This is a genomic window from Psychroserpens jangbogonensis, from assembly GCF_000797465.1.
GTDB classification, from domain to species: Bacteria; Bacteroidota; Bacteroidia; order Flavobacteriales; family Flavobacteriaceae; genus Psychroserpens; species Psychroserpens jangbogonensis.
Genome location: NZ_JSWG01000009.1, coordinates 812775 through 827286 on the forward strand (window position 1 = coordinate 812775; position 14512 = coordinate 827286).

Sequence of the window (14512 nt, forward strand, 5' to 3'; positions counted from 1 at the left end):
ATTTGAGTTAGTTAGTAGAAAAGACGCTTTTTTTAAAGCGTCTTTTTGTATTTAGCAATAGACTCTTTTATTTTTTCTATTCTATTTTCTGGATCTGGATGTGTACTTTGAAACTCTGGAACTCGATTAGGACCTGCAGCAGCTTTTAAAATTTCCATAACATCAATCATTTCTTCTGCATGGTATCCTGCATTCAACATAAACTTTACACCTAAATCATCACTCTCTAATTCATCATCTCTACCATTTGTCAACAATGTATTTTGACCAATACCACTAACTAAACTACCAATATCTCCTCCAACAGAACCTGCTGTTGCTAAACCTTGCCAATATTCACTTTCGGCAATACGTTCTGCACTATGACGACCTAATACATGACCAATTTCATGACCTAAAACACCTGCAAGTTGATCTTCATTTTCTAATTTTGAAAACAAGGCATAAGTAATAAATATCTGACCTCCTGGTAATGCAAATGCATTAATGGAGTTTGGATCTGCTAACAAATGAAACTCATATTCATATGGAGTCTCGCTAGCGATACTATTATTAATTAATTTGTTACCAATATCATCAACTAGAGCCTGATACTGAGCGTTTGGATGTAAGCCACCATGCTGTTGTGTCATACCTGGAACACTGGCAAGACCTATTTGTATTTCTTTATCTGGTGTCATCGATATGGTTTGCATGCGACCAGTATATGGATTTTCTTCACGTTGACTACATCTTTTTATAACAAAAAACAATGCTATTGCTACACCAATTAGCAGTCTGATTTTAAAATTCTTTCCTCTCATGATTTCGGTTATTTGTGCTTTAAATTTACAAAAGTTCCGGATTTATATCCAAAATATTTTCGTTTAAGTACTTAGAAATGAAATCATCATAAAAATATGCATTCCCTAATAAATTTTCATTCGCTATAATATTTTTAATATTCAAGTTCTTGTATTCTAATAAATACTGACTTGAAAGTGGTTTATAACTATAGTGCCATGGCTCATATTTAAAACCCTGACGATTTTGTGCATTTGTATAAACTAAGTAAAACCCAAAAGCATTTGCATTTTCATCCATCCAAAGTTTCAGTTTTCTATAACAACCATTGTCTTCAAAATGACTAGGGCGCAATACAGTTGACGGTTGTGCTACATTGACATCAATAATATCGATATCTGTTGCCCAATGATGTCTAGATGTTCCTGGTATGGTTGAGTATTCTATAATCTTATTGATGCTTTCTTGTGGAGTTAATCCATTATTAATATTTCTATTGTATTTACGTTCCCAAATCTTGTTTTGGTGGTTGTATCCTCTATAACTAGACACAACTTGAATACGAATGTCACTTTTAAGCGCTTCTTTTTTTAGGCTTACTAAAGCATCATGTGCTTCTTTTCGTAATTGATAACCATCACCATAAAGGTTAGGGTTCCCCTTTCCTATCAATTCTTCATAACTAATTTTAGTTGTATTAGTTTGAAATGCTAATTGTGGAATTACCGATATTGCTAAGCCTGAAGCTAAAGTTGATTTTATAAATTGTCTACGTTTCAATGCGTTTTAGATTAATACACAAGTGAATTTACTAATTCATTTTCAGTTAAAAATAATTATCTTCACTTTAAAATTAATATTTATGTCATTTCAGTTTCAGATTTTAAACCCTTCACAAATAAATGACATCATACCTTTGGTACAACAATTAACGAGCCATAAATCTTCTGATGCACTTTTAAAAGAGCGTTTTGCAGACATGGTAACAGAAAACTATGAATGTGCCGTAATTTATGATAAAGATCAATTAATTGGTGTATCTGGGCTTTGGTATTGTACGCGTCATTATGCTGGAAAAAGTGTAGAACTAGATCACGTCTTCATTGCAGAAAATTACAGAAATAAAGGTTTGGGAAAACAATTTTTAGAATGGATTTACAGTCATGTAAAAACAAAAGGTGTTGAAACTTTAGAACTAAATACTTACGTTCAAAACTATCCGTCTCATAAGTTTTATTACAATGAAGGTTTTGAAATTTTAGGCTATCATTTTTTGAAAACGCTTTAACTATTTCAAGTGGCTTAAATCAGTTTCAGTATCAACTTCATAAGGCGCTTTGTTATGTTCAAATATTCTTGCACTTAAAGGTCCTTTCAGAATAATAGCATCTCCTTTTACTGCCAACCAACTTCCTTCGCGAATTCCTACTACAGGTTGTGTATTAAAGGCATGAAACTCTTTTATACGAGTTTCTCTTGTTTCTCCTTTATGCGTACTTGTTGGATCTGGATCTAAATAATGAGGATTTATGTTAAACGGAACAAATCCAAAAGTTTTAAAACTTGGTGGATAGATAATTGGCATATCGTTAGTCGTGTTGGCTGTAAGTCCGCAAATATTACTTCCTGCACTAGTTCCTAAATATGGAGTGCCAGAATTAACGGCAGCTTTAATAGGAGCTAATAAATCATTTTTATAAAGTTGATTTACGAGTACAAAGGTGTTGCCTCCACCAGTAAAAATAGCTTTGGCATTTGCAATTGCTGCTTTTGGGTCTTCAAATTCATGAATACCACGAGCTACTTTCCCTATTTGACTAAATGCTTTATTAACGTTTGACGTATATTCATCATGAGAAATCCCTCCTGGTCTTGCATACGGAATGAAAAGTATTTCCGAAGTATCTTTAAAAAAAACAGAAAGTTCATCTAATAAATATTCTAATGGTCCACTACCATGAATTGTTGACGTACTAGCTATGATGATGTTTTTCATTGTTAAATATTTAAAACCATTTAAGGTTCATTATGGACTTCATTTTAATTATTGTAAATTTAAGTAAACCTTTAATTTAACAAAAGTTTACAAGGCTTTATGTTGAAATTAAATCAATTGAAATTATTTTTATATCAAATAACTAACCTATGAAAAAGCTATTGTCAATATTACTGTTTTGCATAAGTTTTTATGCTGTTTCCCAAGACATTAAAAGAGTTGTTGTTGAAGGTAAAATCATTGTTGAAGGCAATGATATTGAAGGGATAACAGTTTATAATACATCTTCTAATAAAGGTGCTGTAACTGATGAAAACGGTGAGTTTATTATTGCTGTTGCTTTAAATGATTTTATTGAAGTTAGAGCTTTACAATATCAAAATTTTGATTTCAAAGTCAGCAAAGCTATTCTAGAATCAAAACGCATTCGTGTTATTTTGATCGTTGAGATTAATAAATTAGATGAGGTATTAGTTATGACTAAAGGGCTTTCGGGAGATTTAGATATGGATATTACTAGTGTAAAAACATATAATCCAAAATTAGATGCGCTTTATTTCGGAATTAAAAGAAGTGATGATTATGAGTTCTCCGATGATAACAGATCTGAAATAAATAACATAGCAATGCATTCACAATCGCAAACTATGGTTAATGGTTTAAATATCCGAAATGTGGTTGATCAATTACTGCTTCCTTTATTTAGATCTAAAGTGAAAGATAAAAAAGCAGCTGGAATTTCTGAAGTACCAGTGAGTTCTATTAAATACTATTTTGGGTCTTCGTTTTTAGTCGATAATTTTGATATTCCAGAGCATCGTGTAGAAGAATTTATTGGATATGTAGAAGATGATAAAGACTTTGATTTTAGTTTGCTCAACTACGGAAAAGAATTAGAATTTCTTGAAGTTTTGAATCAGAAAAGCAAAACATTCTTAAATAAAAAGAATGATAAAGATTAAAGAAGTTACTTTTTTAATCTTAAGCTTTGTTCAGTTTGGTTATGTGTTTTCTCAATCAACTGAAATACGTGGGAAAGTTTCTGCTAGTTCAGATATTGATCGTATTCATGTCATAAACAAAACTGCAAATAAATTTACCATCACAAATGATGATGGAGAATTTAAAATTTCAGCATCTATAAACGATACCATTTTAATTTCTGCCATTCAATATAAACCGTTAGAGGTTGTAGTAACACCACAAATAATTCAATCTAAATTTATAACGGTTGATCTTGTCGATGAGATTACAGAGTTAGATGAAGTCGTAGTTGGTAAAATACTTACTGGAGATTTGTTGTCTGACATTGAAAACAGTGAAGTTAAGCGTGAAATAAATTTTTATGATTTAGGAATTCCTGGTTATACTGGTAAACAAAAAACACAGTCCGAACGGCGGTTACATGAAGCAACTTCGGGTGGAGGTTTGGTGCCTTTAACTCCGATTCTTAACTGGCTTTCTGGTCGGACCAAACAATTAAAAGGACAAATAGCAAGAGAAAATATTGATATTGCAATGCGTGAGGTCATGTCTGATTTGTCAGAAATGCTGTTTGATATTGATAATCTAGAGGAGTCAAAAAGAGTAGAGTTTTTTTATTTTGTGACTGATGATCCAAAATTTTTACCATTGAGTAAATTAAATAATGACTTTCAAATGCTAGAGTTTTTGCAGCAAAAATTAGAAAAATTTAAATCTCAAATTGAAAACGACTAAGTGTATATTATTTTCATTTGTAGCTTGCCTTATTACTTTTGTGGGTATATCACAAACAATTAATTTAAAAGGCCAAGTTGTAGCAAGTTCAGAACTTGAAGGGATTCATATTTTAAATATTTCTGCTGAAGAATATACTATAACAGATAGTAAAGGTGCGTTTGAAATTCTTACCCAAGTTAATGATACCATTCTAGTGTCTAGCGTTCAGTATATTACAAGAAAAATAGTAGTTACAAAAGAAATCATTAGTGCTAAATTTATTATAATAAACCTCGAAGATCGAGTCAACGAACTAGATGAAGTAATTGTTGGTAAGGTGCTTACAGGAGATTTATCGTCTGATATAAATAACAGTGATGCAAAGGCTGATATTAACTTTTATGATGTGGGAATTCCAGGTTATACAGGAAAACCTAAAACTCAAAAAGAACGTCGAGTACTTGAAGCTGATGGAGGTAAATTTGTGTATTACTATGGCTTGATCGCAACTGTTAATATTCATAAGATTTTGAATAGAATTTCAGGGCGAACCAAGAAATTAAAGCATCTGGTAAGATTGGAAAAACAAGATGCTTGTATGGATAAGGCCATTGCCGAATTATCTGATGAGCTTTTTGGACATATAGAATTGGAAGAAACCTTAAAGATGGAATTTTTCTATTATGCGTCAGAAGATCCAAAATTTTTAGAGGCCTGTAAACTAGAAAGCGATATTAAGCTTTTTGAGTTTTTAATTGATAAACTCCTTGCATTTAATATCCAAGTTGAGGGTAGTGAAGATTAGAATAGAATAAAATTGAGAAATAATTTAGACGTCAATTTCCGTCCAATCCAAACATCTTAGTATATTTGCATTGTGAATCTATTAGCAACATTTTTATTTATTGGTACCACAGAGGTCATGTTCATACTATTTATAGCTGTGATGGTCTTTGGTGCAGATAAAATTCCTGAAGTTGCAAAGGGTTTAGGTAAAGGGATGCGAAGTCTAAGAGACGCGTCTAATGAAGTAAAGTCCGAAATTAAAAAATCTTCAGAAAACCATAAAGTAGATACCAAAATCACAGAAGACATTACAGAAGAAATCAATAAAGTAAAAGATGAAATTGAAGACTTCTCAGGATCTATAAAAAGAGAGCAATAGTTTTTATTATTTTTTCCGACTCACAGTCAATCCATCACGAATAGGTAGCATCACGGTTTCAATACGATTATCTTTTTTTAAAAGTGTATTAAACTCCAACACAGCTTTTGTAGAAATATCTTTGTCCTCAAGGGGTTCAACCACTTTTCCATGCCATAGCACATTATCAGAAAGAATGATTCCTCCAGGATTCATCTTGTCTACAATCAAATGAAAATAATTTGAGTAATTAGGTTTGTCAGCATCAATAAACGCCAAATCATAAGTATTGTTCAATTTGGGTATAATATCTATTGCGCTTCCTAAATGTTGATGTATTTGCTTTCCAAATTCGGACTTGTCAAAATATTTTCGCTGAAAATCCATTAACTCTTCATTAACATCGATAGTGTCAATTTCACCATCAGCTTGTAATCCTTCAGCCAAACATAAGGTGGCATAACCAGTAAAAGTACCTAGTTCTAAAATGGTTTTTGGAGATTTCAATTTCGAAATCATACTCAGCACTCTACCTTGATAAGGACCGCTTAGCATAATGGGTTGCAAAATTTTCTGGTACGTTTCTCTAGTGAGCTGTTGTAATAATTCAGGTTCTCCTTGAGAATGCGCAACAACATACTCATCTAGTTTTTCAGGTAAAAAATACATTTCATCTATTATTGAATTACAAAGTAAACGATTTTAGGTTAGAAAATCTTAGCAGTATGCATTCAAAAACTGATTCTCATTTAATTTCCTATCTTGTCTATACATAAAATCCTCAGCATGCCATATTGGTTGTCTATTCTTATCCCAGTATTAATAATTTACATTGCTATTAGTATTGCACTATACTATCTTCAAGACTACATGCTGTTTAAGCCAGAAAAACTTCCTAAAGATTTTCAATTTGATTATGAAAACCAAGAAACAAAGGAGTATAATTTGGAAACTAGAGATGGAGCTGTAATCAATGGCTTACGATTTTTCCCTAAAGGAGAAAGTAAAGGTGTTGTATTATATCTTAAAGGTAATTCTAAGAGTATAAAAGGTTGGGGAAAATTTGCAGTAGATTTTACGAGACATGGCTACAATGTATTGATGGTTGATTATAGAGGGTTTGGAAAAAGTACAGGTAGACGTTCGCAAAAAGCAATTAAGCGTGATTTGCAGTTGGTTTATAATAAACTGAAAGAAATGACTACAGAAGATAGGATTATTCTCTACGGAAGGTCCCTTGGCTCTGGATTTGCAGCTAAGCTAGCTTCAATGAATCATCCTAAAATGTTGGTTCTCGATGCTCCTTATTATAGCTTAACTAAAGTAACAGCTCGTTATGCGCCTTTTATGCCTTTATCGTTACTCATGAAATATCCTCTGCCAACATACAAATGGTTAAAATATGTTCAATGCCCAATTCATATCATTCATGGAACGCATGATAAACTTATTCCATACAAAACCAGTGTTAAGTTATCTCAAGTGAATCCTAAGCTAACAAAATTGCACACGGTTATTGGAGGTGGACATAAAAACTTAAATAATTTCGAGTCTTACCATAGCATGTTGGATGATATTGTAAATAAAACGACTAAAACCATAGATTTAAAAACCACAAGCATTAATGTTATTCACTCATCAAAACCGACTAAGAAGAAGGCTTAAGAGAGTTCTTAAATTTCTTTTAGTACTCTATATTATGATTGGAGCTTCACTTTATTTTTTACAAGAAAAGATTTTATTTCTGCCCAGTAATTTGGCTCAAGATTTTCAATATGAATTTAGATATCCTTTTGAAGAGCTATTTTTTCAAACTTCAGAAGATGTCTCTATAAATGCGATACATTTTAAAACTGAAAACCCTAAAGGCGTCATTTTATATTTTCATGGAAATGCTGGTGATTTAAGCCGTTGGGGAATTATAGGAGAGCATTTTGTGTCGCAAAATTATGATGTACTCATTATGGATTACAGAACTTATGGAAAGAGTAAAGGTAAGTTGAGTGAGCAAGGGTTTTATGACGATGCTCAATTTTGTTATGATTATTTGTTGAAGCAGTACTCTGAAGAAGATATCGTGTTGTATGGTCGTTCTCTAGGGACAGGAATTGCAACGTATTTAGCATCAAAACACCAACCTAATCAACTCATTTTAGAAACACCTTATTACAGTATTTTAGATGTAGCAAAGCATCGTTTTCCTTTATTTCCTGTAACTGCACTCCTGAAGTATGAGTTTCCAACGAATGAATTTATTACAAGCGTAAAATGTCCAATTACGATGTTTCACGGAACAGATGATAAAGTAATTCCGTATAGTTCTGCGGAAAAATTAAAATCTGTTGCTCCAAGTGATAACACCTCATTTATTACCATTGATGGAGGAGGTCATAATAACCTAATAAGTTTTGATTTATACAAAGAAGGTATTCTTTCAATTTTAAAATAAAAAAGCCTCAGAAATCTCTGAAGCTTTTTTTATTCAATTTATATACTTGTAATTTTATCCATTCGGATTTAAAATAGCATCAATACGTTCTAAAGCATCAGCAATATGAATTCTACTCATAGAATCCGCTCCACGAGCAGAACGTAATTGACTACGAAGCGTTTTTAATTCAGCTCTTACAACTGCTCTAATATCAGATTGACTAGTATTTACAGCTGTCGATTTTTGATAACCTCCAAAAGCAGGAGCTTTTCTTTGATTTTCAGCAGTCATTAAATATCCTAATCTATCAATATGTGCACGTTGTAAATTACGTCTGTAAGTGTCAATTCTTCTTCCATTACGCAATTCACTCCAAATACCTTGACGCATATCTTTCATCATGTCAGTAAGTGCATAAGCATCATTTCCATTAAAGGTTTCAGCTTCAGTTAAACGTTGCATTTTACCTAAGCTCATGATGTTATTCAAAGTTCTTACTTGTAAACCTCTAACACGATCAACTGAACCTGAATATTCGATACGATCTAATATAGTTTTATTAATTAACCATTCTGGTGTATCAAATAAATTCTCTTGTATAAAGGTCATTGCTCGTTTCTGATGATCTTTAGCTACAGGAGTATAAACAGCACCTGGTTGATCTGCAGCTTTGTAATGTTCGTAAACACCACCAATATTATTAGAAACGTGTCCCATATAACGTCTAAACTGAGATAATACATGTCCATACATTTCTTGTAAGTCATCATAATCTTCACCAGCTTCTGTGGTCCAATCTATTAAATTAGGAACGATACGCTTTAAGTTCTTGATTCCGTAATCACTAGCTAACATAGCATCATCTCCTAAATCTTCAGTTTGAGAACTAGGATCATGTACATCACCAACTTGTTGATGTCCAAAACGATACATTGGATCTCCAGCATGATCCATAATCCATTGATTTAGAACAGGCTTTTCTTCATCAGCAGTTTTACCCATAATAGGTTTGTAACCCCAAGAAATAGCATACTTATCATAAACACCAATATCTGGCATTAAAGCAACACCTTCATCTCCAGGTTGTGCAACGTAATTAAAACGTGCATAATCCATAATAGATGGAGCAGTACCAAATTCTTGAGTAAAGGCTGCATCACGCAGTTTTTCAACGGGATAAGCAACACTACTTCCCATGTTGTGAGGTAAGCCAAGTGTATGTCCAACTTCATGAGCAGATACAAAACGAATTAATCGTCCCATAACTTCATCTTTAAATTGTGGACTTTGAGCGTCAGGATTGATTGCAGCCGTTTGAACAAAGAACCAGCCACGTAATAACGTCATTACGTTATGATACCAATTAATATCACTTTCAAGAATCTCACCAGTTCTAGGATCACTAACGTGTGGTCCATTTGCATTAGGAATTGGAGAAGCCAAATAACGTACTACAGAATAACGTACATCTTCAGGACTCCATTCAGGATCTTCTTCTACCGTTGGTGGGTCTTTAGCAATAATTGCATTTTTAAATCCAGCTGCTTCAAAAGCAACTTGCCAATTTTCTATACCTTGTTTGAGATACTTACGCCATTTTTTAGGAGTAGCTCTATCAATGTAATACACGATTTGTTTTTTAGGAACAACGAGTTCTCCACGGTTAAATTTTTCTAGGTCTTCATCACGTACTTCAAGTCTCCAACGGTCTAAAAATTCTAAAGATTTACTTTTCTGATCTTCTAAACCATAATCTGTTTGACTTCTTGCAAACCATCCAACGCGTTCATCAAAATAACGACGTTTCATAAGGGTGTCTGGTAGAAGAATCATAGAATTGTTGATTTCTATCGAAATACTTCCAGTACTTGAATTAGATGGAGGAGAACCAGCAGCGTATGTTTTTACGTGTCTCGCTTCAATATTTCTTGGATAACTCTTAACACTTTCTATAAATGATTTGTCACTTTCTAAACGTGAGATTTTATAAGGTTTTCTTGCGAAATTTGGTAAACCAAGAGATTTTACATCTTTTTCAAATAGTGGTGTCACATCTACGATAGTACTTGTTGAGTCTTTCCCAAAAGCTTTTATTGGAAACGTAAATAATACCGGTTCAAAGTTTGAGTTTTTAACAGCTTCATTTACAGGAAGTGAATCTGCAGCAAATACGTTGTATGATACAACGCGTACTATTACTTTTTTTCCTTTTTTCTCCCAACGTAAAACTTGTTCGTTTATTTTTCCACCACCAAAACCTAAGCCACTTGCGGTTTTTGAGATCCGAGATACCATTAGCATTTCACGATCGAATAAGGAATCTGGAATTTCATAAAAGTATTTCTCGTCTAAAGTGTGAACAGTAAATAAACCTTCATCACTTTTTGCGTCTTTTGTAATTACCTTGCTATAAGGTTGAATGTCATTTTTGCCAGGTTTTTTAGTGGGTTTTTTAGCTGCTTCAGTAGCACCTTTTTTTGATTTGCTGGCTTCTTTTGTTGAAGAACAGGATACAACAAAAAAAACCGAAACTACGAAGAGTAGTTTAATGGAGAGATTTTTCAAAATGGTTGAGTTTTAAATTAGTACGTGAAAATAAGAAATCCTAATTTATTTATCTTGTCAAACTAGGCTTTTAATACTTTTTTAACGAAAAAAAAGCCGCTAAAAAGAGGCTTTCTTTATTTTGTATTTTTGATTGTCTATTCTAATGAGTTTATATAATCTACAAGTAGAGATACACCTTCATCATGAAGTATAGTGGTTCCAATATATGGCATTCCGTATTCTGGAATGGTATTTTGAATTCTAGCCAAGATGCTGCTACTGCTTGCAGAAATATTAGATTCACCAAAATCTGTTTCATAAGACAGTCTTAAACCAGACTGTTGATCACAAAATCCGCCTTCAATATGGCAATGGGCACAATTAATATCCATGTAAGCTCTTGCACGTCTTTCTAACCCTAAACTAGTGTCTTCCCAATTTGGTAAAACACTTACTGTTGCGGGATCTGTTAATCCTTCAAGCATTTCATTATCAATTAAGGTTTGTAATTGGTTAGAGCCATTAATATTAAAGTTTAATGTTCTTAATCTTGGACCAATAGGTGTGGTTTCAGAAGTGTTACTATGACAAGTAAAACAATCGGTACTTGAAGGAATTTCGTAACCGATACTTTGAGATTCACCTTCAGCATTTATCCAAGTTACAGGGACTACTGCTCCATCAATGTCTAATGCTGCATCAGTTTGAGATTCATTCCACTTGTAGTTTCCAAGTTCCCAAGCGCCATTTATTTTAATCAGGAGTCTAGTTTCAATAATATTTCTTCCTTGTGATAAGTCGGTTTCATTATTGTTATAATAAAATGTTTTTGCAATAACTGTATTGTCAGGAAATAATGGGAATCCATCTCCATTATAAGTCATTTTCTCTCCATCAGGTAAAGCAATTAAACGTTGTTTATGTGCGTAATCTGTAAATAGTTTTGTGTTTAAATCGTATTCAAACGCAAAAACTGTTGGATTCAAATCTCCCAAGTTTCCCGTGAATAAATTCAATTCGGATAGGGTTGGTCTAAATTCTGGAATAACTGGTAATATGGCAGTAGTAAAACTAAATACATCAGAATACATACTTAAATTATCTGTGCTACATACCACTTGTATATAAACATCATAAGTCGTTTCTGGTGTTAAGTTTTGTAAATCTGCGGTTGTATCACTCTCAATAAGTATTGTTCCTGAGCCTATCGAAAAACCTGAAACACCATATTCAACAAAGTAAGACGATGCGTTGTTTGCATCGTTCCAATTAATAGTTGCACTTGTTGTTGTAATATCCTCTGCTAGAAGGCTTGTTGCTTTATTGCAAGAATCTATTGTGTCGTCGTCATTATTACAGGCTAAAAGTGTGCATGCAAATATGAATAGGAAACTTAGCTTTTTCATAATTTGGGTCTAATTTTTTTCTCATTAATAGCGTTCTGCTAAGATAATGAAAAAGTAGATTTTTAGAAGATAAATTCGATGTGAAGTTGTTTTTAATCTTTGAAATTAAGCAATTTAGATTGATTAAAAATTATTTCATGGTTTAATCAGGATACTGAAATGATATAATTGAAAATTACTTTACGGTAAATGCTTTTAATACCATTCCGGTTTTTAGGTCACTTTTATGAATTTTCCAGGTTGCTCTATTTGATGAAAATCGACTTGTTGTAGCCATTTCAATTTCTTTCGGAAGTGTAATCGTAAGGCTGTATATCACTTCGTCATCGTCATCGTTATCAATTTCTAAAGAAGGAATTTTCATTTCAAACCAATACACGCCATCTTTTTCATAAAAGTCAATATTCTGATTGGATTTCAAATCGACTAAGTCATTATTAGAAAACTCATAAGCTGTTTTGTTGTTGAAATAGCCACCATCGTCAATTGCTTTTTTCTCAATAGTGTAGTTGTCTTTTAACTCTGGGAAGCTGTTGACCATTCCCCAAACTGCAATTTGAGCTTCTTCACCAGCATAAGTGTCTTCAACAATTACTGAGTATTTAAGATTGGCTTTCCCGTTCTTATTTATGTTTAAAACTAGCTCTTGTTCAAGGCAGCTTGTAAACATGAAAAGGCAGGCACAAACTATGGCTATTTTTTTAATTGTCATATACATTTTCTTTATAGATTTCTAATGAATAATAGAGGCTTGAGTTGAATCTTTTGGTTTCAAAACTCATGTGTTCATCTTCATTTAGTTTTGTTTTTATGTCTAAGAAAAATTGTGAATCTGTTGGAAGGTTACTGAAGTAATATTTAAGTAATGGATGAACGATAGTCTTTCTAATGTTTGATTCTCCATAATGATCTTCATAATACACAATCATTTCTAAAGGTGCTGGTTCAATGGTAGAATAATCCAACTTTACATAGGATTCGGTTTTAATTGCAGTTACTTTAATTGCCTTATTAAAGGCTAAAGAATCATTAACAATATTAAATGTTGTTTTTTTATTTGAATCGTCAAAAAATTGAACATCTCCAATAGGTTTTCCGTTTTTAAAAGTGGCTTTTAGTTTTGGCTTTCCGTTTTTGTAATACTGTGTATAATTACCTTGAGTAGAAGCTCCACATTTGTATGTAAAATCAAATGCCTCTTGATTTGTTAATTCATTTGGAAGATACGAACTAGGTATTCCTGGTTTACCATTTGCGTCATTGTAATCACTATCTTCAGCAGATTCAACTGATTCAATTACAGTTTCTTCAATTTCTTCAATTTCTATAATAACCTGTTCTCTTATTTTTTTATAGCAATCTTTAGCTTCAAAAGTTATATCATGTTTGAGTTGGCCATTTGAATGGTAAAACTTCCAATTTCCATTTTCAACGTTATTTTCGTCATAAGACACTTCTGAATAGAGGTTTCCGTAATCATCATAGTTTTTCCAAATCTCAACACCATTTTCAATAGCCATAACTCGGAATGGTTTATAATCGTCTTTAATTGTTTTTTCTAACTTCCAAGCGGTTAGTTTTCCGTTTTCATACATACCTGTGCCTTTGTAATATTGTATAAAAGGTATTTTTGTCTGTTCCATTTCAAAGGTCATTTCACCTTGTAAAACTTCTTTTTCATAGGTTCTAGTGACGACTTGATTATCACTGCTAATACTGGTCCAGACACCATTTTTTTGATTGTCTATAAAACTGCCTGAATTCTTTAGTTTGCCATCATAATCATACATTTTTGTATCACCTTGAAGCATGTCGTTCTCAAAATATGCAGCATATTGGATGTTACCATTTTGAAAATATTCTTTGTAATCTCCAGACCTTTTTCCATCCTTATAAGAGACGAAAGTCTTTTTGTTGCCATTGTCGTAAAATTCTTGATAAAGACCATCTAAAACATTGTTCTTGTAGTTTACAGTTCCTCTTAATTGTCCGTTTGAATAGTATTCTTTATACTCACCATTCATACTTCCATTATCGAAAGAACTTGTGCTTTTAAGTAGTCCATCTTCGAAAAACTCAGTTGCTCGTCCATGAGGTTTACCATTGAGGTAATTAACTGTGCTTTGTGTGATTCCAGATTTGAAATAATGTGTGACTTCACCATCAAAAACTGTAGTGTCTTGCTCTACAGAAGGACCTTCCATTTGCAATTTACCGCTGATATAGTAATCTTTAATTATGAATTTTCCTTTTACCTTTTTTGGTGTAGGTCTAAAAAATTCAGCATATATCTTTGTGGATTCATTCCATTCCTGATCGTACCAAATGGTGTCATTTTGGGCAGACACCGTTAATTGAAAAAATGCGAATACAAGGCAGAATGACGAAATTAATGGTTTATTCATGTTGTATGATTAGTGACTACTGTTGAGGTTTTAAATATATGTATTTTGAATAAAAAAAGAGTCACATTGTTGTGACTCTTTTTAGTTATACTGTTATGA

At 32.7% G+C, this 14512-nt stretch carries 15 protein-coding genes; 7 read left to right on the top strand and 8 right to left on the bottom strand.

Translation table 11 applies throughout. From position 1 onward, the window contains the following. Positions 1–32 precede the first annotated feature (32 nt). A complete protein-coding gene (locus tag RH81_RS10615; RefSeq protein WP_033960186.1) occupies positions 33–803 on the bottom strand; it encodes a M48 family metalloprotease in 771 nt (256 codons plus the stop codon). A 25-nt stretch (positions 804–828) separates the two neighbouring features. Next, positions 829–1563 carry a M15 family metallopeptidase gene (locus RH81_RS10620; protein WP_033960188.1) on the bottom strand — a complete coding sequence of 245 codons (735 nt, stop codon included), beginning with the start codon at positions 1561–1563 and terminating at the stop codon, positions 829–831. An 82-nt stretch (positions 1564–1645) separates the two neighbouring features. Between RH81_RS10620 and RH81_RS10625 the strand changes: the two genes are divergently transcribed. After that, positions 1646–2071 (top strand): GNAT family N-acetyltransferase, encoded by a 426-nt coding sequence (locus RH81_RS10625; RefSeq protein WP_033960189.1) that lies wholly within the window; start codon positions 1646–1648, stop codon positions 2069–2071. Here RH81_RS10625 and pepE read toward each other — a convergent pair whose 3' ends face one another. Next, a complete protein-coding gene (gene pepE, locus RH81_RS10630; protein ID WP_033960190.1) occupies positions 2072–2779 on the bottom strand; it encodes a dipeptidase PepE in 708 nt (235 codons plus the stop codon). A gap of 149 nt (positions 2780–2928) precedes the next feature. On the opposite strand from pepE, the gene RH81_RS10635 reads away from it, so the two are divergent. The 4 genes from RH81_RS10635 (at position 2929) to RH81_RS10650 (ending at position 5645) form a co-directional block, all read left to right on the top strand. Then, the gene (locus RH81_RS10635) at positions 2929–3741 is read left to right on the top strand and encodes a carboxypeptidase-like regulatory domain-containing protein (RefSeq protein WP_033960191.1); all 813 of its coding nucleotides are present in this window, start codon (positions 2929–2931) and stop codon (positions 3739–3741) included. Then, positions 3728–4498: a carboxypeptidase-like regulatory domain-containing protein gene (locus RH81_RS10640; RefSeq protein WP_033960192.1), complete on the top strand. Its 771-nt coding sequence runs from the start codon at positions 3728–3730 to the stop codon at positions 4496–4498. Before RH81_RS10635 ends, RH81_RS10640 begins: the two co-directional genes overlap by 14 nt. Positions 4499–4538: 40 nt before the next feature. Further along, positions 4539–5285: a carboxypeptidase-like regulatory domain-containing protein gene (locus tag RH81_RS10645; protein ID WP_052172518.1), complete on the top strand. Its 747-nt coding sequence runs from the start codon at positions 4539–4541 to the stop codon at positions 5283–5285. A 72-nt stretch (positions 5286–5357) separates the two neighbouring features. Continuing rightward, the gene (locus RH81_RS10650) at positions 5358–5645 is read left to right on the top strand and encodes a twin-arginine translocase TatA/TatE family subunit (RefSeq protein ID WP_033960193.1); all 288 of its coding nucleotides are present in this window, start codon (positions 5358–5360) and stop codon (positions 5643–5645) included. A gap of 6 nt (positions 5646–5651) precedes the next feature. On the opposite strand, the gene RH81_RS10655 is transcribed toward RH81_RS10650, so the two are convergent. Next, the gene (locus tag RH81_RS10655) at positions 5652–6293 is read right to left on the bottom strand and encodes an O-methyltransferase (protein ID WP_033960194.1); all 642 of its coding nucleotides are present in this window, start codon (positions 6291–6293) and stop codon (positions 5652–5654) included. 117 nt (positions 6294–6410) lie between these two features. Between RH81_RS10655 and RH81_RS10660 the strand changes: the two genes are divergently transcribed. Both RH81_RS10660 and RH81_RS10665 read left to right on the top strand, forming a co-directional pair. Continuing rightward, complete coding sequence (locus tag RH81_RS10660; protein ID WP_033960195.1) at positions 6411–7289, top strand: alpha/beta hydrolase; 879 nt, start codon at positions 6411–6413, stop codon at positions 7287–7289. Between the two features lie 34 nt (positions 7290–7323). Further along, positions 7324–8073: an alpha/beta hydrolase gene (locus RH81_RS10665; RefSeq protein ID WP_241478982.1), complete on the top strand. Its 750-nt coding sequence runs from the start codon at positions 7324–7326 to the stop codon at positions 8071–8073. A gap of 54 nt (positions 8074–8127) precedes the next feature. Here the strand turns inward: RH81_RS10665 and RH81_RS10670 are convergent, their stop codons facing one another. The 4 genes from RH81_RS10670 to RH81_RS10685 all read right to left on the bottom strand — a co-directional run bounded on the left by RH81_RS10670 (position 8128) and on the right by RH81_RS10685 (position 14413). Then, positions 8128–10623, bottom strand: coding sequence for a zinc-dependent metalloprotease (locus RH81_RS10670; RefSeq protein WP_033960199.1), 2496 nt, complete (start codon positions 10621–10623; stop codon positions 8128–8130). A gap of 134 nt (positions 10624–10757) precedes the next feature. After that, positions 10758–12008 (bottom strand): fibronectin type III domain-containing protein, encoded by a 1251-nt coding sequence (locus RH81_RS10675; protein WP_152604820.1) that lies wholly within the window; start codon positions 12006–12008, stop codon positions 10758–10760. A gap of 175 nt (positions 12009–12183) precedes the next feature. After that, entirely contained in the window at positions 12184–12720 is a 537-nt protein-coding gene (locus RH81_RS10680) for a hypothetical protein (RefSeq protein WP_152604821.1), read from the bottom strand. Then, positions 12710–14413 carry a toxin-antitoxin system YwqK family antitoxin gene (locus tag RH81_RS10685; protein ID WP_033960202.1) on the bottom strand — a complete coding sequence of 568 codons (1704 nt, stop codon included), beginning with the start codon at positions 14411–14413 and terminating at the stop codon, positions 12710–12712. The genes RH81_RS10680 and RH81_RS10685 overlap by 11 nt, the downstream gene beginning before the upstream one ends. Positions 14414–14512: the final 99 nt, after the last annotated feature.

Bases quoted from the DNA above. Each gene is read 5' to 3' on its own strand.
- RH81_RS10655 (WP_033960194.1), bottom strand. From the start codon at position 6,293: ATGTATTTTTTACCTGAAAAACTAGATGAGTATGTTGTTGCGCATTCT.
- RH81_RS10640 (WP_033960192.1), top strand. From the start codon at position 3,728: ATGATAAAGATTAAAGAAGTTACTTTTTTAATCTTAAGCTTTGTTCAG.
- RH81_RS10625 (WP_033960189.1), top strand. From the start codon at position 1,646: ATGTCATTTCAGTTTCAGATTTTAAACCCTTCACAAATAAATGACATC.
- RH81_RS10680 (WP_152604821.1), bottom strand. From the start codon at position 12,720: ATGACAATTAAAAAAATAGCCATAGTTTGTGCCTGCCTTTTCATGTTT.
- RH81_RS10615 (WP_033960186.1), bottom strand. From the start codon at position 803: ATGAGAGGAAAGAATTTTAAAATCAGACTGCTAATTGGTGTAGCAATA.
- RH81_RS10665 (WP_241478982.1), top strand. From the start codon at position 7,324: ATGATTGGAGCTTCACTTTATTTTTTACAAGAAAAGATTTTATTTCTG.
- RH81_RS10675 (WP_152604820.1), bottom strand. From the start codon at position 12,008: ATGAAAAAGCTAAGTTTCCTATTCATATTTGCATGCACACTTTTAGCC.
- RH81_RS10685 (WP_033960202.1), bottom strand. From the start codon at position 14,413: ATGAATAAACCATTAATTTCGTCATTCTGCCTTGTATTCGCATTTTTT.
- RH81_RS10635 (WP_033960191.1), top strand. From the start codon at position 2,929: ATGAAAAAGCTATTGTCAATATTACTGTTTTGCATAAGTTTTTATGCT.
- RH81_RS10660 (WP_033960195.1), top strand. From the start codon at position 6,411: ATGCCATATTGGTTGTCTATTCTTATCCCAGTATTAATAATTTACATT.
- pepE (WP_033960190.1), bottom strand. From the start codon at position 2,779: ATGAAAAACATCATCATAGCTAGTACGTCAACAATTCATGGTAGTGGA.